Annotated in this window: 20 protein-coding genes; 13 read left to right on the top strand and 7 right to left on the bottom strand. The window is 57.8% G+C overall.

The window, feature by feature from the left end; genetic code table 11:
• Positions 1 to 253: 253 nt before the first annotated feature.
• The 4 genes from FHT84_RS09835 (at position 254) to FHT84_RS09820 (ending at position 4,850) form a co-directional block, all read left to right on the top strand.
• Positions 254 to 1,678 (top strand): hypothetical protein, encoded by a 1,425-nt coding sequence (locus FHT84_RS09835; protein ID WP_245430535.1) that lies wholly within the window; start codon positions 254 to 256, stop codon positions 1,676 to 1,678.
• The gene (locus FHT84_RS09830; protein ID WP_169645399.1) at positions 1,675 to 2,895 is read left to right on the top strand and encodes a polysaccharide pyruvyl transferase family protein; all 1,221 of its coding nucleotides are present in this window, start codon (positions 1,675 to 1,677) and stop codon (positions 2,893 to 2,895) included. Before FHT84_RS09835 ends, FHT84_RS09830 begins: the two co-directional genes overlap by 4 nt.
• A gap of 255 nt (positions 2,896 to 3,150) precedes the next feature.
• Positions 3,151 to 3,822 (top strand): Crp/Fnr family transcriptional regulator, encoded by a 672-nt coding sequence (locus FHT84_RS09825; protein ID WP_246698511.1) that lies wholly within the window; start codon positions 3,151 to 3,153, stop codon positions 3,820 to 3,822.
• A gap of 260 nt (positions 3,823 to 4,082) precedes the next feature.
• On the top strand, positions 4,083 to 4,850 hold the full coding sequence (locus tag FHT84_RS09820) for a response regulator transcription factor (protein ID WP_113249078.1): 768 nt from the start codon (positions 4,083 to 4,085) through the stop codon (positions 4,848 to 4,850).
• A 508-nt stretch (positions 4,851 to 5,358) separates the two neighbouring features.
• Here FHT84_RS09820 and FHT84_RS09815 read toward each other — a convergent pair.
• Positions 5,359 to 5,784: a hypothetical protein gene (locus tag FHT84_RS09815; protein WP_113248932.1), complete on the bottom strand. Its 426-nt coding sequence runs from the start codon at positions 5,782 to 5,784 to the stop codon at positions 5,359 to 5,361.
• A gap of 95 nt (positions 5,785 to 5,879) precedes the next feature.
• On the opposite strand from FHT84_RS09815, the gene FHT84_RS31385 reads away from it, so the two are divergent.
• From FHT84_RS31385 to FHT84_RS09770, 9 genes are all read left to right on the top strand, one after another.
• Complete coding sequence (locus FHT84_RS31385) at positions 5,880 to 6,230, top strand: hypothetical protein (RefSeq protein WP_246698512.1); 351 nt, start codon at positions 5,880 to 5,882, stop codon at positions 6,228 to 6,230.
• The gene (locus FHT84_RS09805; RefSeq protein ID WP_162736898.1) at positions 6,181 to 6,813 is read left to right on the top strand and encodes a hypothetical protein; all 633 of its coding nucleotides are present in this window, start codon (positions 6,181 to 6,183) and stop codon (positions 6,811 to 6,813) included. Before FHT84_RS31385 ends, FHT84_RS09805 begins: the two co-directional genes overlap by 50 nt.
• 216 nt (positions 6,814 to 7,029) lie before the next feature.
• Positions 7,030 to 8,118 carry a hypothetical protein gene (locus FHT84_RS09800; protein WP_162736923.1) on the top strand — a complete coding sequence of 363 codons (1,089 nt, stop codon included), beginning with the start codon at positions 7,030 to 7,032 and terminating at the stop codon, positions 8,116 to 8,118.
• 27 nt (positions 8,119 to 8,145) lie between these two features.
• Complete coding sequence (gene csgH, locus FHT84_RS09795) at positions 8,146 to 8,574, top strand: curli-like amyloid fiber formation chaperone CsgH (protein WP_113248928.1); 429 nt, start codon at positions 8,146 to 8,148, stop codon at positions 8,572 to 8,574.
• Positions 8,571 to 9,074 carry a hypothetical protein gene (locus FHT84_RS09790; RefSeq protein ID WP_113248927.1) on the top strand — a complete coding sequence of 168 codons (504 nt, stop codon included), beginning with the start codon at positions 8,571 to 8,573 and terminating at the stop codon, positions 9,072 to 9,074. The genes csgH and FHT84_RS09790 overlap by 4 nt, the downstream gene beginning before the upstream one ends.
• A gap of 42 nt (positions 9,075 to 9,116) precedes the next feature.
• Positions 9,117 to 9,422: a curli assembly protein CsgF gene (locus FHT84_RS09785; RefSeq protein WP_246698513.1), complete on the top strand. Its 306-nt coding sequence runs from the start codon at positions 9,117 to 9,119 to the stop codon at positions 9,420 to 9,422.
• A gap of 142 nt (positions 9,423 to 9,564) precedes the next feature.
• Complete coding sequence (locus FHT84_RS09780) at positions 9,565 to 10,458, top strand: CsgG/HfaB family protein (RefSeq protein ID WP_246698514.1); 894 nt, start codon at positions 9,565 to 9,567, stop codon at positions 10,456 to 10,458.
• A 309-nt stretch (positions 10,459 to 10,767) separates the two neighbouring features.
• Positions 10,768 to 11,103 carry a hypothetical protein gene (locus tag FHT84_RS09775; RefSeq protein WP_183761979.1) on the top strand — a complete coding sequence of 112 codons (336 nt, stop codon included), beginning with the start codon at positions 10,768 to 10,770 and terminating at the stop codon, positions 11,101 to 11,103.
• A 250-nt stretch (positions 11,104 to 11,353) separates the two neighbouring features.
• Entirely contained in the window at positions 11,354 to 11,986 is a 633-nt protein-coding gene (locus FHT84_RS09770; protein WP_113248923.1) for an invasion associated locus B family protein, read from the top strand.
• 28 nt (positions 11,987 to 12,014) lie between these two features.
• Here FHT84_RS09770 and ugpC read toward each other — a convergent pair whose 3' ends face one another.
• The 6 genes from ugpC to FHT84_RS09740 all read right to left on the bottom strand — a co-directional run bounded on the left by ugpC (position 12,015) and on the right by FHT84_RS09740 (position 18,389).
• Complete coding sequence (ugpC, locus tag FHT84_RS09765; RefSeq protein WP_113248922.1) at positions 12,015 to 13,070, bottom strand: sn-glycerol-3-phosphate ABC transporter ATP-binding protein UgpC; 1,056 nt, start codon at positions 13,068 to 13,070, stop codon at positions 12,015 to 12,017.
• A gap of 21 nt (positions 13,071 to 13,091) precedes the next feature.
• Positions 13,092 to 13,946: a sugar phosphate isomerase/epimerase family protein gene (locus FHT84_RS09760; protein WP_183761976.1), complete on the bottom strand. Its 855-nt coding sequence runs from the start codon at positions 13,944 to 13,946 to the stop codon at positions 13,092 to 13,094.
• Between the two features lie 31 nt (positions 13,947 to 13,977).
• Positions 13,978 to 15,216, bottom strand: a complete 1,239-nt coding sequence (locus tag FHT84_RS09755; RefSeq protein WP_183761973.1) for an ROK family transcriptional regulator — start codon at positions 15,214 to 15,216, stop codon at positions 13,978 to 13,980.
• A 38-nt stretch (positions 15,217 to 15,254) separates the two neighbouring features.
• Positions 15,255 to 16,097: a carbohydrate ABC transporter permease gene (locus tag FHT84_RS09750; protein WP_113248919.1), complete on the bottom strand. Its 843-nt coding sequence runs from the start codon at positions 16,095 to 16,097 to the stop codon at positions 15,255 to 15,257.
• Positions 16,094 to 17,023 carry a sugar ABC transporter permease gene (locus FHT84_RS09745; protein WP_183761970.1) on the bottom strand — a complete coding sequence of 310 codons (930 nt, stop codon included), beginning with the start codon at positions 17,021 to 17,023 and terminating at the stop codon, positions 16,094 to 16,096. Before FHT84_RS09745 ends, FHT84_RS09750 begins: the two co-directional genes overlap by 4 nt.
• Before the next feature lie 67 nt (positions 17,024 to 17,090).
• Positions 17,091 to 18,389, bottom strand: a complete 1,299-nt coding sequence (locus FHT84_RS09740; protein WP_183761967.1) for an extracellular solute-binding protein — start codon at positions 18,387 to 18,389, stop codon at positions 17,091 to 17,093.
• Positions 18,390 to 18,524 lie beyond the last annotated feature (135 nt).

The following is an 18,524-nucleotide window of genomic DNA, read 5'->3' as shown; positions in this document are numbered from 1 at the left end:
CGAACGCAATGAGTGCAGCCGCAACGGATGCGTGAAGGAATCCGCGACGGTTGTAGATGCATCGAGAGCGACATGCTTTTGAGAAGCGATCCATGTGCATAAGCATGAACGGCACAACGTGCAGGGTATAGAACGTATTTCGGCCAGCATGTCCACCAAAAGACTTAGGTTCGGCGGAAATACAGCTTCATATCCGCATGCTACCTTTTGGCTATAAAGAGGAAAAACATTAGACAACATTAGGTTGCCGTCTATGAACGTCATGGGACTTCTAACATTAGTTGTCGGTATTGTGACACTGATCGTACCTGTTCGATTGTCATTCATCATCATGATCCTGTCGACGGTTTTTGGCGCTGCCGCGGCCTTCAGCGTGCCTGGTCTTGGCGGAGCATCCGTGCTGGTGCCAAGCTTCTTTCTGCTATTCTTCGCGGTTCGATTGTTCACAGCCTATGGGGAGTCACCTTTCCTCGCCGCCCTTGCCCCCTGGCGTCCAGGCTTCTTCCTTCTGCTCCTGACGGCATTTGGCATCTTCACCGCGATCTTCTTCCCGCGACTGTTCCAGGGGCTGGTGCAGACAATGACGGTGGAGCGCTCGGTCGGCGCGCGCAGCCTTATCGCGCTGGTGCCGCTGCGTTTTTCGTCAAACAATATTACCCAATCGGTCTATGCCGCCGGCGGGCTCGTCTGTTTCATTGCCACCTTTGCCTTCTTTCGTGGCAATGGCATTCCGAAAATTTTCATCAACGGTATTTTGATTGTGGCAGGCGTCAACCTCGGTTTCGCGCTTGCCGATATCATCACGTATTTCACGCACACGGATTTCCTGCTCGGCTTCGTGCGAACGGCCAATTACGCGCTTTTGACCAACGCCGAGAAAGGTGGGCTAAAACGTATTTCCGGGACCTTTCCCGAAGCCTCGGCATTTGCCGATTTCACGCTCGTCCTCTTTGCGGTCGTCACAAGCCTGTGGCTCGGCGGTATCCGTTCCGGTGTAACCGGTATTGTCGCAGGGTTGCTTCTGGTGGCCCTGATCCTGTCGACATCGGCGACCGCCCTGGTCGGGCTCGCCATCATCCTGCCGATCCTCAGCCTGCAGTCATTCCTGGCCTCCCGTCGCGACCCGGGCGCCGGCCGGCCTGTGCTGATCGTATCCATTCTCGCCAGCATGCCGCTCGTCATCTTCTTCGTTCTGATCGTCATGCCGGATCTTGCGAACAATCTGCAGGATTTTCTCGATGAAATGCTGTTTTCGAAGGCCGGCAGCCAGTCAGGGCGCGAGCGCTTCATGTGGAATAGCATGGCCTATGAGGCGTTCGTGGATACGATCGGGTTTGGTGCGGGTCTCGGAAGTGCCCGCGCATCGAGCTTCGGCCTCGTCCTGTTGTCCAATATCGGCATCTTTGGCACAGTACTCTTTGCGCTTTTTGTCGGCCGAGTGCTGATCGCCGATACGCGACCGGGGTATGCGTCATCACGCGAGGCCGTCGCGGTCGTGCGCGCGGCCAAGGCCGGCTTCATCACCGTCCTTGTTTCCGCTGTTATCTCAGGCACGGTCTACGATCTCGGATTAATGTTTTACATTCTCGCGGGCACCGTTTCAGCGTTCGCCGCCGGCGTGCGCGAGGTCAAGGCTGAATATAGCCCACACCTGAGCACTGCTGGAGATTTGAGATGAAGATCGTCGTCTTCAACGTCAAATACAGCGAGAATCTCGGTGATGGGCTGCTGGCGGAATGCGTCGAAGCCGCCTTGATGAAAAGCGGAGACGGGATCGAGGTGGAGACGATCGATCTCGCTGGGCGCCGGGCCTATGCCGCAACCAATGGCGGCCGCAGGCGCTTGGCGCTCGGGTTGCTTCGCAGGCTGCCTTTTTTTGCCCGGCGGCGGCTTGTCCGCCTGGTGCTGGAGCGCAGGCTGAACAGGCTCCGCGGCCTATGGGACGAAAAGATCGCCCATGCGGATGCCGTCATTATCGGCGGCGGCAATTTGTTTCAGGACGATGACCTCAATTTTCCGTTGAAAATCGGCGAGGTGCTCGATTGCGTCTCTCGTTACGATCGCCCTCTGGCGGTTTATGCCGTCGGGGTCAGCAAGCAGTGGTCGGAGCCTGCCTATGACCTCTTTGCGCGCTTGAGGCGGACGAGGCTTGTTCATCTCTCAGTGCGGGACGGCTTTGCCCAGGACAATTGGCAGGAACACTTTCCCGAAGGTCCGAGTGCGAAAATCGTACGGGATCCGGGATTATTGGTCCAAGCAATGGCGACCGTGGAAAAACCCGCTTCATCCACCAAGCGCCAGCTGACCGTTGGTCTGTGTGTGACCGATCCCGTCATCCTGCATAGGCACAGCGGGGATCATGCCTCCTCCCTCCCATTCTGCAGCATCGGTGCCTATAGGGATCTGATCGGAGTACTCCTGGAAGACGGCCAGCGTGTCGTCCTGTTCTGCAATGGCGCGAGGGAAGACCAGTTGTTTGCGGAGCGCATCCGAAATTCGGTCAGAAAACTTCGGGTCGTTGAAGCCGGCGCGCTCGATATTGCCAGTCGCCCGCGGGTTCCGGCTGATCTCATACAGACGATCCAGTCGATGGATGTGATCCTGGCCCATAGGCTGCATGCCTGTATCGCGGCCTATGCGCTCAAGGTGCCGCATGTCGGCCTGGGGTGGGACAGTAAGGTCGAAGGTTTCTTCAATTCTGTCGGGCGCGAGACCTTTTTCATAAAAGATTCACGCTCGCCGGCCATTCACGTCGCCCTGCTGCTGAAAGCGGCTGAAAAGGAAGGAATAGAGGCGCTCCGGCACCGTGTCACAATTGCGGAAGCTCAAGCGGGAATCTCGAATATGCGCCGTCATCTGGTGGGAAGCGACGAATGCGCCATATCGGGAATATAGCTGGCGAATTCGGAAAATACTGCGCGATTGGAATATATGTAACGCGCAGGTGAGTTCAGTACTATTACTGATACATTAAAGTTGCATTAGTCTGCAGGCGTCGACGGCTTACGTTGGCAGAATGACAAATATTGATTTGCATTAAAGACATCAGCGGATTTTTATGATATCCAATACTTGGAGATAGAGAAATTTATATTTTGCGATGGCCATCTGAGCATTCAGGATATGCTTGTTGACCGAGGGGACCATAGCATGACGGCGCAGATTTCGATCGAGCATATCCAGGGCATGGGTGGCATAGCGCGGACCTTTCCCGCTGGCAGCGTGATCTGCGATTACGAGAGCAATGCGCCGCGTCTTCTCTTTCTTCTGAACGGATGGGCGGCGTCCAGCAAGATGCTGCCGAACGGCACACGTTTCGTGACTGAATTCGTTCTGCGCGGCGATATGATCTCGACATCGCTGACGGCACTTTCACGCGAGACCGTGCAAGCCATCACCGATGTATCCGTGATGGCCTTCCCGGATTTCGCCTCCATCCCCAAAATCGATACGCCGGCCTTGTTCTATCGAATTGCCATTGCCGAATTGGTGCGGCGCCAGGCGCGCATGTCGGAAAGCCTTGCCAACATAGGGCGGCGTGACGCGCTGGAGAGGACCGGCTACCTGCTGCTCGAGCTCGGAACGCGGATCGGGACGTCGCAAGACAACCCCAGTTCGGAATGCTTCGATTGTCCATTGACGCAGACGGACATCGGAGATGCTGTCGGCTTGTCGACGGTTCATATCAATCGTGTGCTCAGGGACATGCGCGAAGCCGGTCTTCTGTCGTTCCGCAACGGTGTCGTTGCTTTTCTTGACCGCCCGCGCCTCATGGATCTTGTCGATTTTGACGAATCTTATTTCGACACAGCCATGATTTGAAGAATAGGGCGAATCAGATTCAGACCAAAGTCCGAAAAGAATTCTTTTAGTCAATATTTAAATTCATTATTAACATATGTTAATGCGCATAAAAACAAAATAAGCAATTACTGCAGTAAGAAAAACCTAAAACAAGGGGGACGATATGAGAAAGAAAGAAACGTTTCAATTTAGACAAAGTTCTTGCTGTCCGTGGGAAGTCAATACTGAGCTAGTTACAAGAAATACAGAGGCCACTTTAAGAGTTGGGGATGCCGGCCATGAATGGACAAATGCTCACAAGTGAAAAATTCACCTCCGATGCAGGCGCGCGCCTTATTTCGGTTCGGACGTCCGACACCTTGCGGCCGTTCATCGCGTCCGGCACGCCGGGCGTCGACGAATGGGAAGATTACATTCTTCTCGTCGATTCCCGTGCCCTGGATCGCGAATGCCTGTCGAAGAGCCTAAGCGAGTACGACGACGCCATGCATATTGTCACGGTGGGTTCGCTCGACGAATGGCAAATGCGCAATATGCAGGTCCTGCCATCAGCAGTTCTTTTCATGATCGGCGGCCGCAAAGTCTCCGACACGGATATCAGCGCAAAGATCTGCGCCTTGGTGGAGAGATTCCAGCCAAGCCCTGTCATCGTCGGCGCAGATGGCGACGAGCTCGCGCAGCTCCTGCATGCGCTGGAATGTGGGGCTCGTGGCTATATCCCGACCAGTGTCGGGATCCGGGTTGCTGCGGAAGCCGTTGCTCTTGCTCGCGCAGGTGGCGTCTTCGTGCCGGCAAGCAGTCTGCTTGCCGCCAAAGAGGCGATTGCCCCCGTAGCCAGCCGCAATGACTGCCTCGACAGCCTCTTCACGCCGCGTGAAGTCGTGGTCGCGGAGGCGCTGCGGCGAGGAAAGGCGAATAAAATCATCGCCTACGAGATGGATCTTTGCGAGAGCACCGTCAAAGTTCATATCCGCAATATCATGAAGAAGCTGAATGCGACGAACCGAACCGAAGTCGCCTATAAGATCCGGGAACTCGTCCGCTAGCGCATCCGCCGTGTCGGTCGCCCATCCGCGGGAACACTATGATGACCCCGCTTGATGTATTTTGCAGCTACCTGCCCCGGCACCGGGGCAGGGCAGGAAACAGAAATATCGGCCGGCAAATGCGCTGGCCAATTGCAGCCAATTGCCGAAGGTGACGGCGCCCATCCCGGCGCTGAAAGACTATATAGCGAAACCCCAGACATCCGCCAAGCTTGAACGATCCTGTCGAGATCCGAGCGATCCGGCCAGCCTGCCGAGCAACATGGCCGCCTTCTGGACCCTGCCTGCTTTTCTTAGAATTGCGGAAACAGTCATCCTATTGTTTTCACGCAATTCCGGACAGAAAACCGCTATGCACTTTTCTTGGAATTGCTTTATTTGGCCCCGACCAGGCGATTGGTGCGAAGGGGCGTGAATATCCTCCCAAAGCACGCAGCGCAACAAGATTGGAGAACGGACAGCAGCGGATGATCCCCGTGTCGATTGACGAGGGAATTTGAGAACTTGCTCAGCGCTGGGCTATGCGCAGGGAGGCGATTTCCGCCGGTTTGTCGTCGATGATCGCGCTCACGGTCAGCAGCCCGGGGCGGCGAAGTCTCAATGGTGAAAAGACAAGGCTGGCGCCGACGACGACATGCATGGGAATATCGTCTGTTTCGAACCCATCCGTCAGGTTGCTCTGCTCGTCGAGCTGGGCCGACTCCAGGCGTTCCTCGAGAAGCGGCTGTTGTTCCCCCGGGGCGACGCAGCGCAGCACGATCGACCGGTAAGGTTGCGCCGCCAAGGTGACCAAGTTCACATGCACGCAAAACTTGGCCAGTGAAATGGGAAATTCCGGCAGCATCAGCACGCCGCTATAGACCCCAATGAAGCTCAGCTTTTCGCCGACTTCGGTGCGAATGTCATCGCAGAAGATGCAATATCCGTAACGCATGCGTTTTACTCGTCCCTATCAGCGGTGGCGCGGGCAATGATGGTGCGCATCGCGCGCGAAGAGCTCCATGAGACGACCTCTCTGAAGCTAATGAAATGAACGGCTGCCCGCGCCTCGGCGCGGATCTCGTCCTGGATCTCGGTACGTGCCTCGGATTGAGCAAGGCCACCGCTTTTCGTCGAACCCGCCGGATCGCGCAGTTCGACATGAATCTCCTTGTCGAGCGCCCAGGCCAGATCCGCGATCGAGCGAAGCGGGAGCTCTCTCTGCCCGCAAAAATAGCGGTTCAACTCCTGCCGGCTTACGCCCACCAGCTGCGCGAGCTGCTGCTGTGTAAAACCAGTTTGGGATCGCCTTTCGACGGCGGCGGCAATGAGATCGCTGCGAACGTTTGCGATGAAGCGGCTGGCCGCGCGCGCACGCGCGCCTATCTCAAACCGAAATGACATCTTCCGGGTTTACTCCCTCAACGCACAACGCATCACCCACACCAAGCTCGCGGCGCAGTCGGCGCACTTCCAGCCGGTAGCCACGGTAAAGATCATGATCCTTCACATGGTCGGCCCAGTCCCCGAAAACCGCTACAAAGCAATCGCGCATGGCAAACCAGCCGAATATGCGCAGATCGACGGTCTTCAACTCCCAAACGGCATTTCGTTCGTTCCGGATTGCCCGGAATTGTCTGCAATGAATAAGCGGCTTCCCGGAGACGAATGTATAAAAGAGAAAATCAAGCTGTTCGATCGGGGTGAGGACGGCGCCAAGCGACGATGGTTCGTTCCTGGCGACGCGCTCGCTCAACCATTCCGCAAAGCCCGGCGTCGCGAAGAGCAGCCGCTTGGGCAGCTGCCCTCCACTAAGCTGAATCTCAACTTTAACGATTGCTTCGGATGCTACGAGACTGTCAAACGTAGTCATACCTGTCAACTAATCCATTATAATGTGGCAAGCCGTTCGCCGGGTCTCCTTGAGGGTATCATGAATTGCCGCACATTTGGATTGTATTTATTTGCCTTTCCGATGGCGTAGTTCCTTATAGTCAAAGAAGAGTATAGCCGATACGTCATGTCGATACATGTTTTATCCGTTACCCATTTTGAGGTATGGCATTTATATTTGATGCTATCCGATGTTGTCGTCCTAATACGAACGGTTCTCTTGTTCAGCTCTCCGTTGCCGGCTTATTAACAAGCTCGAGGGCGGCGAATGACCGCCGGCCCCGTCTTGGACAACAGGGAGGATCATATGAGGACGATTGCAGCTCTCTCTATTTTGCTGGCAAGTACGTCTTTGACTCTTGCCGGCCCCGGTGGCCCGCATAGCCCACCGACACCGGCGGAAAATGAATCGTTTATTGGTCAGGTGGGTGCCTTCAACGGCGCTTTCGTCAGCCAGAATAGCGGCAATAACCAAGCGCTGACATTGCAAAACGGCTTTGGCAATTTCGCGGTCACCAAACAGGATATGGCCAAGTCCAATACCTCCGCTATCCTGCAGTTTGGTTCCGGCAACTTCGCGATTGCCGACCAGAAGGGCAAAACCAACGACCAGAGCACCCTCCAGGTTGGCACCCTGAATTTCGCTTCGACGCTGCAGCGCGACGGGGCGCAGAACAACTCGACGATCAGCCAGTTCGGCTTCGGCAATTCCGCCTTCGCGGATCAGTCCAAGGGGGACAACTCCCAGGATACGCTGCAGGTCGGCGGCCTGAATTTCGCCTCGACGACCCAGACCGATGGCAAGCCCGGCTCCAACACGTCCGATATCATGCAATTCGGTTGGGGCAACGGGGCGATCGTGGGCCAGGACGGTGGCAACAACGATCAGACGACGTTGCAGGTCGGCACGGGAAACTTTGCCGCAACCTCCCAGTGGGGCGTTATCGGAAGCAACGGCAATTCCTCTTCGACAACGCAGTTTGGTTGGGGGAACATATCCTTTGCCGATCAGGCGGGCGGCAATAATTCGCAGGACACGTTCCAGGCCGGCGGGCGTAACTTCGCCGTCACCGGTCAGTCCTCCTTCTTCGGCGTGAACAAGTCGGCGACGGCGCAGTTCGGCGTCGGCAACGCCGCCTTGACCTCCCAGATCGCCAACCCGCTGGGCTCCAACGATTCGCTGATCGTGCAGGCCGGCTATCGCAATACGGCGATCGCATCTCAGACCGGCGTTCAGACCGTGTTCCCCTACGGAGGCTCCAACCTCCAGGGAACCATTCAGATCGGTACGGGTAACTATGCCGTTACCTCTCAGACCAGCGCGAGTGCACTGACGAACACATCCGTCACGGCGCAATTCGGCTATCGAAACATGGCCGTTACGGTCCAGCACTGAGTGAGCCCACGGAGGAGGCGAGAGCAAATGTCCGCCTCCTCCTACATGTCGACTGAGCCAGTTCCGCGCGCCGGAATCGATTGCGGGCGATCAGCGTTCACCTTGCTGCTGAAGCCTTTCTTTCTATCGATCCTGTTGTTCTCATGTGCCGTTCCGGCCGCATCGCAGACCGCTGTTGAGTGCTTGATAAAGACGGACAGGCAGGAACAGTTTCTGGTCGTGCAGGCGATCGCGAGGTCCGAAGCGGCGGTGTCCGGAAGATACAGGCTGGTTCTCGTCAAGCATAGCGCCGCGGGCACGAGCCAGAGCATTCAGCAGGGCAGTTTTGATTTGCAGCCCGGTTCGGACGGCCTTCTTGCCGCGACGATGGTCCATGCGGCGGACCAGACAGAACTGACTGCAAGGCTATTGATCGAAACCGATCGAGGTACATCACGATGCGGATTACCAGAATGAAATACCTGAATGGTTCGAGGCTCGCGCTCGGCGCCGTTGTCGCGTTGATTGCCCTGACGGCGGCGGAATGCCGGGCCGAAACCGCATATGTGGCCCAGATCCCGGCCAATGTGACGACGAGCGTACCGTTCAGCGGCGTGATGCCCCAGCAGCCGCCACAGCAATATCACCACTCGCCGCATTATGCTTCGGCCGGCGTCGCAGGCCTGCCCGAAGCTCCTGTCGCGACGCACGGTAACAATCTGGCGCAAACGCTGGAAATTGGCATGCGCAACAGCGTGTATCATCTTCAGTCAGGGGCCAATAATACTTCAACTGCGGGAATTATCGGAAACTACGGCAATATAAATGTGCTTCAGGCCGGAAATAACCTCAAGTCAAATGTCGTATTGCTGAATGGAGCGGGTCTGAGCGTAAGCGTTCTTCAGCCTGCCGGTTCCGCGCCGGTCAATGTCCTGATCGCGCGGTTGCCGGGCGGCGGTTTGCTTATCAAGCGTTGAGCGACGCAGCGGCGTCCGGAAACAGGGAGGGAAATGGCGATGATGATGCGTGTGACTATGGCTGCAATCGGTTTGGCTGCCGTCATGGCGGTGCCAGCTTTGGCGGGACAATTGGTCTACCAGCCGACCAACCCGACGTTTGGCGGTAATCCCTTGAATGGGTCATTCCTGCTGTCGACGGCGCAGACACAAGGCGATGGCGTCAAGTCCGGTCAGCAGCAGACGCCGGATCTCTCTGGTCTCAACAATGCGCTGGGCAATCTCGGGAACATAAATCAGGGTACGGGCTCGACCGGAACGTCTCCGATCATCGTGATTGGAAACGGCCAGGTGCCGGCCAACCCCTGAGCCACATTGATTGCGTAACGATTTCATTTGTTGGGGGCGATTTATTCGAGCGGCGATGTCACGTATCGGTTTTCCCGTTGCAGCCATTTTGTGCGGATTAGGGTTGGGCGGATGCGCTGCTGCCGGCAGCAGTCTTGATCCGATGAGTACGCCAGCAACCCTGATGCCTTCGACCAAGTCGGGCGTGGCGCTGGAAAGCCTGCCGCGGCCCAGGCAAAAGCTCGATGTGGCCGTTTACTCGTTTCCCGATCTGACGGGGCAAAACAAGCCCAATGAGAATTTTGCCGAATATTCCCGCGCGTTGACGCAAGGTGGCGCGCAACTGCTGACCGACGTCCTGACCAGGGCCGGAAACGGCAACTGGTTCAGCGTCGTCGAGCGCACAGACCTGCAGTCGCTTCTGCAGGAGAGACAGATCATCCAGAATACGCGGGCAGCCGTCTATGGCGCGAAGGCCGGCGGCATACCGCCGCTTCGCTTTGCTGGTGTCCTGCTCGACGGCGGCATCATAGGCTATGATTCCAACGAAACGACCGGCGGTGTGGGCGCCAACTACCTTGGGATCGGCGGAAACACGCAATACCGCAAGGATATCGTGACCGTATCGCTGCGGGCGGTGAGCGTCAGCACCGGCCGCGTGCTTGCATCCGTGAGCACGACCAAGACCATCTATTCCGTTCAGCTGCAGGGTTCGGCGTTCCGTTTCGTCGGCGTCGATCAGTTGCTCCAGATCGAAGGCGGCGTTACGCGCAATGCACCGACGACCCTCGGCGTTCAGGAAGGGATACAGCTCGCAGTCTATGCGCTGATCTTTGAAGGCGTGAAAAATGGCCTTTGGGAATTCGAGGATGCCGCGGCCGGTGCTGCATTCATGCGCTACCTGGATCAACATCAAAGAGCGATGACGTACAAGCTCGATACGAATGGCCGACCGATTGCGCCGGTCATCGATGTTCCCGTGGCCACCGCCGCACAACCGGCCGTCGAAGCGACATCAAGCCCTCCCGTGATCAAGGGCAAGCCGACGAATTCGTGATTGCCGCCGCGGCATCATTTTTTCCGGCAGAATTCGGATTGCGCGTTATCGGGTCCGCAGGTGGCGGTTCCGCCCTGCGCGTTTCCGCTTTGGCCTGGCTTGATGGCAGTCTTGGCGGCCGTTCCTTTTTCGAGATTGCCGCTCTTCCGGATGGGAACACGTCCATTGACCTGCGGAATACGGGTCTCCGAAAATCCGGGACGCCGAATAATGGGCTGGTCCGCGGCAAAGACATTCGCCGGACCAAGCGCGCCTGCAATCAGCGTGATGGCTGTGGCCCTAATGACTTTATTGGAGTTTACCATTTCGATGCTGCTCCTGGATCATGGCTGTGGCCGGGATCGAGCTATCGGCCTCTCCCGTCTGCCATCGCAATACCGTCAATGTCCGACCGTGCCCGACCCTACCGTCGGCAGACGATTGTCTGCAGGCCCCGGCGCGGATCGCTCCGTAACGCCGCTGCCCACGCTCGGAAAGATGCTGTTTGCCAAGAGGGCTGGCGGTCGCGCCCGCGGCGGCTGCCTTGGCCTATGCGAGAGCTTCCGGTTGTCGGCTGGCGGCCGCGGTGCCGGCACCAATGATGTCTCCGGCAACTGCTCGACGAAAGCAGGGTTCGTTTCCACAGGAGGTGCCTGCTGCAGGTAGCTTTCGCCAAATACAGCGCTTTCACTCAGTGCCAGCAACACGACCAGAGCGTGGTTTGCAATGATCATTTGCGTCATCTGAATTAATCCTTTGGAGGTATACTGCAATAAAAAATTCAAACACCCACATTTCCGCAGGAAAATTGAATCTATAGAATAATTATACACTATTGAAATGCAATCTTCTCGTGATTATTCGACATTATTATTAATTTACTGTAGGATTGCAAACTGAAATACGGGAGGAGCGCATGCGTCAATCTTGGCAGTCGGCTATAGGCTGTATCGCTTTTTTGCTTTTGCAGGCCGTCGCGCCCTCGGCATTCGGCGGCGACAATGCGGCGGCACCGCAATCCGATCCCTCCAAAGCGCTCGAAACCGACAAGAACAATCCGGCACCCGTTAGCCCGGCGCCGTTGGCAGGCTCAGCGGCAGCTTCGCCCGCCGATCCGCAGGTCACGGAACAGAAGTTTGACGCATGGACGCTGCAATGCAGCACGGACAAAGCACTTAAACCTCCCTGCCAAATCATGTACCGTCTGACGTCGCCGGATCAAAAACAGGTATTCATGGTGATCAGCATGGCGCGCTCCGCCGAAAACAAGGTCGGCATGCAGATGGCGCTTCCGCTCGGCTTCTCCATCCAGGCCGGTGTCAAGATCGGATTTGGCGCCAAATATTCGACGATGGCGAAAGTGTCGCGCTGCACCAACCAGGGATGCCTCGTGGAGGGGCTGTGTCCACCTGGAATGCTCGATGCGTTGCTGAAGGAAAAGTCGGGGAAGGTTTCAATTCGGATGATGCAGGGAAATACGGCCGAACTTCCCATATCCCTTGGCGGTTTCAGCGCGGCGTACCGGGCGATGGAAGCCAATAACGGATGATTGCATAGGCGATTTTCCGTCAATCCGTCTAATTGGTCTCTTTGGTAATGATGCGCTGTCCATCTTCGTCGAACAGATGGACGGCGCCGTGAACGGGCGCAATCCGCAGCACGTCGCCCGGCGCAGCCCTGATCCGTTCACGGAAAACGCAAGTGACCGTTTGCGTGCCCATACGCGCAATGACCATGGTTTCGGATCCTGTCGGTTCGACGACAACGGTTTCCACCTCGATGCCATCGGGGTCGAGCCTGATATCTTCCGGGCGAAGGCCATAGGTGACGGCGCCGGATGGGCGCCGTTCGCTCGGCAGGAGAAGCCCGTCTGTCGTGCGGAAGCCTTCGCTCGTCATGCTGCCTCTGATGAAATTCATGGAGGGAGAGCCGATGAAGCCCGCGACGAAGAGGTTGTTCGGCCGGTCATAGAGTTCGAGCGGCGATCCGGATTGCTCGATCAGACCATCCTTCATGACGACGATCTTGTCGGCCATCGTCATCGCTTCGATCTGATCATGGGTGACATAGATGGTGGTGGTTTGCAGCCGCTGGTGCATCTCCTTGATCTCGGATCGCATCTGGACGCGAAGTTTGGCATCGAGATTGGACAGAGGTTCGTCAAAAAGGAAAACGGCCGGATCGCGAACGATCGCCCGGCCCATCGCAACGCGCTGCCTCTGCCCGCCGGACAGCTGTTTCGGATATCGCTCGAGAAGATTTTCAAGTCCGAGGATTTTCGCGGCATTGCCGACACGCTGGTCGATATCCGTCTTCGGCATCCGCTTCAGCCGCAAAGAGAAGCCCATGTTCTTGGCAACCGTCATATGGGGGTAAAGGGCATAGTTCTGGAATACCATCGCGATGTCGCGGTCCTTCGGCGCGAGATCGTTGACGATATGCTTACCGATCTGGATATCGCCTGAGGTAATGTCCTCCAGGCCGGCGATCATTCTGAGCAGGGTGGATTTACCGCAGCCCGAGGGGCCGACGAGCACGACGAACTCGCCGTCGCGGATATCGACCGACACGCCCTTTATGGCTTTGAACGCACCATAGTCCTTGCGCGCATTGTTCACTCTCACATGGGCCATTTCCGTCCTCCCGGCTGCTGTTCAAAGCGTGTCCAAGATGTTTTTGAGATAGGCAAGGCCGAGGCGCTCGCCTTCCTTCCGCCGAGCGAGATCCTTGCCCGGCCAGCCATAGGCAGCATCCTCGTGCTCGATCGAGAGAGTGCCGTCGAAGTCGTTGGCGCGGGCCTGGCGCAGGAAGCGGGACCAATCGAGAAGGCCATGGCCCGGCAGCTTGTACTGCCACCAGCCCTTGCCGTGGTAGCCGACGGCCTGCTGCGCGGCGGCATCGATCATCGTATCCTTGGCATGAAGGATGGCGATGCGATCCCTGACCGCGTCCATCGCGGCATAGGGATCGACGCCGATGCGGATGAGGTGAGAGGGATCGAATTCGAGACCGAAACGCCGGTCCGGAATCCGCTTGAAGAGCTCCTGCCAGCCCTTCGGCGTGGTTCCGATGAAATTGTCCTTGGGACCTGGCCAATTCTCGATCGCAATGACGAGCCCGCTCGACGTCGTCTTCGCAATCAGCTGGTTGGCGAAGTCGGCGAAATCATCGTAATTGGCTTCGTCGTCCGCACTGTCGTCGCGGCCGGGAAAGATCACGAAGATCGGCACGCCGGCCTCGCCGATCGCCTGGGCAAACTCCTCGGTGCGGGTCCTGAGTTCGCCACGCTTGTCGCGATCGGCATCGAGCTGATTGCCGAAATAGGCAATGGAGGAAACGAAGAGATTATGGCTGCGCGCAAGCGCGACTGCGGCCTGCACCTTATCCGGGGTCTTGATGTGGCCGCGGACATCGATCTCGATCGCGTCGAAGCCGGCGGAAGCAGCGAAATCCACGACTTCCTCGAAGGGCCTGTCGTTGAATGTCGAGGTATAAAAGCCGATCCTCATCAAGTCCTCCCTGTGGCCTTGGGCGGCCGTATCAATTGTTCAGGCGATCCATGAATTTGAGTGGTGAACGCGTGCGTTGAACCTGATCGGCCGAGGCGAGCATGAGGGCTGCCGCCATGGGCATCGCCGCTGCACCGATCGCGCAGGCGTCCTCGCCGAGCGAAGCGCGATGGAGCGTGGGAAGCGTGGTGTCCCCGGCATCGAGATGCTCGTGGACGTAACGCAGCAGCTCATCGACTATGCGGATGGGCAAGCGGCCGCCAAGGATGATGGAGTCGGGGTCGACGATCATGCCGATGTGCTTGACCGCGACGGCGAGATGCGCGCTCATGGTCTTCAGCCATTGGGACACCAGCTTCCTGCCGCGCGTGTCCAGCGTAAGGAGATCCTGGGGCACGCTTGCCTCGATGCCGTGCTCTCCCAGAAACTTGTATAGGAAGAAGAGCGAGAATATTTCACCGAGGAGTTCGACCTTCTGCGCCTTCTTATCCCTGGGGTCCGCGATCGGAAGCCAGCCGATTTCGCCGCTGAGGCCCATGGCGCCGCGATGACCGTTGCCGTCGAGCACGAGGCCGCCGCCGGGGCAGGCATTGACCGAAATGTAGAAGAAACTGCGGCTTTCGGCACCGAGCCCATAATCGAGTTCGGCAAGCGCCGCCGCATTGGTTTCGTTTTCGATGAAGACCGGATGCGGCGTAAGGTTTTCCAGTGCTGCCCTAACGTCGAATTCCATCCACTCGCCATAGTCGTCGGGCTTGCCCAGGAAGGCAATCTCGCCAAGCCAGTCCGGCATGGCAAGCCCGATGCCGGCCAGATGCGCATCGTCGATCAGGCGGCTGCGCTGGAAGTGCGATATCGCATCTGCCGTCAGCTGCATGAACTCGGCCGGCAAGATGTAGCGTTTCTCGTGATGGACACGGGCGCGTACGTTGCCGACCGCATCGACGGCAAGGATTGTCAGATGATCGCGATCGATATTGATGCCGATGGCGAAGAATGCATCCGGGTTGATCTCAAGCTCGATCGCCGGTTGCCCTCTGAGGCCGTGGCGCCGGCGAGCCTCGATGATCAGGCCCTCATCGAGCAGGCGATCGACGATCCGGGCGATCGCCGGCTTGGTAAATCCAGTCTGCCTTGCGATTTCGGCGCGCGAGATCGGCGCCTGCCGATGAATGCAGCGCAGAACGACGGCCCTGTTATACTCGCCCGCATCCTCGACATTGGCGCCCGACAGATCGGGAGAGAGTTTGACGCCGGTCGTCTGGTTCATGGTCGGGATCCTCTATCAGCCACGGGCATGCAACCACCTTAACCCTTCACCGAGCCACTGGTCATGGAACCAAGGATCAATCGCTGGAGAGACAGGAACGCCACGATCGCGGGGACGACGGAGATGAGGCAGGCGGCTGCCAGCAGTTGGATGGACGAGTCGGTTTGCATCCCACGGAAGTTAAAGATTCCGACGCCGATCGGCATCAAATTGTTTTGCGTTAGGAGCAGAAACGGCACGAGGAACTGCGACCAGCCGGCAATCACGGTGATGATGAAGACGGAGGCTATCCCCGGCGCCGATAGTGGCAGGACGATGCGCCAGAAGACCGAAAAGCGGTTGCATCCATCGATCATCGCCGCCTCGTCGAGACTGCGCGGAATGCCGTCGACCGTGCTCTTCAGGAGCCATGTCGCAAGCGGCACGCCGAGCGCAATATAGACCATCGTCACGGCGAAATGCGTGTCGAGCAGGCCGAGGCGGTTCATGTAGCGGTAGAGCGGCACCATGATGACCAGCGGCGAAATCATCTGGAACAGCAGAAGGCCCATCATGGACAGACCCTTGCCCCTGAACTGGAAGCGCGAGAAGGCATAGGCGGCCGGCAGTGCGACGATCAGAACCCCGAAGCCGCTGAGCGTTGCAAGCTTCAGGCCGTTCCAGAGATAGAGCGGGAAATAGCTGTTGTTGAGAACGGTGACGAAGTTGTCGATGGTCGGATTATGCGGGATATAGCGTGCCACGCCACGGTAGATCTCCCGCCGGTCACGCAGCGCCAGCGACAGGAGGTAGGTGAGGGGGCCAGCAAAGAAGACGAACATCGCCAGCATGAAGAGGTAGCTGAGGAAATCGCCGAAACGTGTGCCGGTACGCCTGCTCATCTCTCTTCCTCCTTCGGCAGGAACGACGCATAAACAAGCGCCAGTCCGAGGCTTATGATCAGCATCAGCACGGAAAGCACGCTGCCGCCGGACAAATCATAATTGCGGAAGACGATGTTGAAGACATAGAGCGATATGACTTCGGTGGCGCGCCCCGGCCCGCCGCCCGTCAGCGTGATGATCGCGTCGAACGTATTCAAAGTCATGATCGTGATAAGGATCATGTTGACGAGGATGGCCGCGCGCAGCTGCGGGATGGTGATGAAGAAGAACTGCTGCGAACTCGTCGCGCCGTCGACTTCCGCGGCCTCGTAGAGCGAGGGGTCGATCGCCTTGAGAGCGGCGTACATGACGACCATCGAGAAGGCCGTTCCGCGCCAGATGTTCGAAATCAGGGCCGACCACGGGGCGATCGACGGATCGGAAAGCCAGGCGACCACGGGCAGATGCATGAGCCGCAAGATGCTGTTCAGCGCGCCATAGGGGGCTTCCGAAAACAGCATCTGCCAGATGATGCCGCCGGCAATCCCTGGAACCACCCAGGCAACAAGCGCCGTGGTTCGCAAGATCGTCGTGCCGAACAGGCCCCGCTTTTCTCCGCGGACAACGACGACGGCAACCGCAAGGCCAAGAATCTGCTGACCGATGACGCTGCCACCGACGAAGACGAGAGTTGCCCATAGAATATCGGGAAGCTGCGGCGAACTCAGCATGTTGGCGATCGAGCCGAGCGTATAGTCCTGATTGTTGCCGATGAGCGTGGCGTTGGTAAACGACAGGCGGAACACGTCGATCATGGGATAGAGATAGAAGACGCCGATGACGATGATTACAGGCATGATCCAGGGCAGGGGTGCCCCGGCGAAACGACGCATGAACGATCTGCTGTGCGGCCGGTCGGCAGCCTCGATGGCGATAGGGGTCATAGGCTTCTCTGTCCGGGTTTGACGCCACCGGTGGCGCCCTTTGCAGGCGCCACCGCGATCACAATCGTTAGAGACGCTTGTAAGCCTCCATCGTCGCCTTGAAGGCGGCGTCGAGAGCTTGTTCGGGCGGCTTGGTGCCCGACAGGACGTCGCCCATCATGATCTGGATCTGGTTGGAAATTTCCGGATAGATCGGAGCGCCCGGGCGGGCTTGGCCGTTGGCGAGCGCTTGGGCGAAGGTCTTGTTGGCGTCGGTCGCAAAGACCTGATACTTGTCAAAGAGAGACTTGCGCGTCGGCAATTGCTGCTGCAGCGCGTTGGCCGGTCCCATATAGACATCGCGCGCGAGATTGGCGCACATCTCGATCTTGTCCTTGTCCTTGCTGAACGAGGCGATCGTCCAGCCGCCGGTGCCGGTGGAGCGCTGATCGACTGTCGGGCCGGGGATCGGCGAGAAGGTCCAGTTGGCGAATTCGTCCTCATCCAGCGTGGCCTTCAATTGGGCAAGCTGCCAGTTGCCACCGATGAAGAGTGCCGTTGTTCCCGCGGCCGCAGCCGCGTTCAGGTCGTCATAGTTGGCAATCGTGGTCACGCGCTTGGGGGCGGCGCCGGAATCGACGAGATCCTTGTAATAGGCCAGGGCCTTGAGGAACTTCTGTTTGTTTTCGCCTTCGCCGAAGACCGGCTTGCCGCTATCGTCGACGAGCTTGCCGCCGAGCGCCCAATAATTCGCGAGCCAGTCGAAGGTGGAGCCCTCGTAGCGGCCGGCGTTGAAGAGGATGCCTTCCATGCCCTCCTTGACGGAAGCGATGCCGGCCTTCTTCAGATCGTCCCAGGTCTGCGGCGCATCCGGGACGATCGACTTGTTGCGATAGAGCACGCGAAGATCCGTATCCCACCACCAGGCACGGATCGTCTGGTCCTTGTCGGTAATGCCGTTGCGGATGAAGGGAAAGAGGTCGGCAACCTCGTCCTTCGAGAAATAGGGGGTGAAATCGGCCAGCACGTGGTTGACCATGAATTGAGAGAGAACGAAGGAGTCGACGGCAGCGCAGTCCGGAGCGTTGCCCGCCTTTGCCTGCTCGAGCATCTTTGCCTGTTCGGTACCGATATCCGTCGACATGAACTGCATCTGCAGCTTCCAGTCGGGATACTTCTTGATGAAGTCGATGAAGAGCGTCTGGTAGCCCTTGGCGATCGCCGGATCGGCATTGTTGGGACTGTCATTCGTCAGCCGGACCATGAGGGTTTTCGGCGCATCGGCAAGACCGATCCGATCCTTTGTCGCGATTTCCTGGGCAAATGCGGCAGGCACTGAAAACAACATCGTGCTCAGCGCTAGCGCGCTGACGAACGCTCTCTTCATGATGGGTCTCCTCCCCATTTTGAACGGATACAGCCTGGTGGCCGGTTGACCTCTCCTCATTTCCATGCTGCATTAAATAGATTAAGTTACTTTGATTTGATGTCAAGCCGCAGCTTCGGAGGATCAAGATGCCGG

The organism is Rhizobium sp. BK289, from assembly GCF_014193575.1.
In the GTDB taxonomy this organism is placed as follows: domain Bacteria; phylum Pseudomonadota; class Alphaproteobacteria; order Rhizobiales; family Rhizobiaceae; genus Rhizobium; species Rhizobium tropici_C.
Note: the sequence above shows the minus strand (reverse complement) of the source record. Positions and strands in the feature narration are given on the sequence as shown.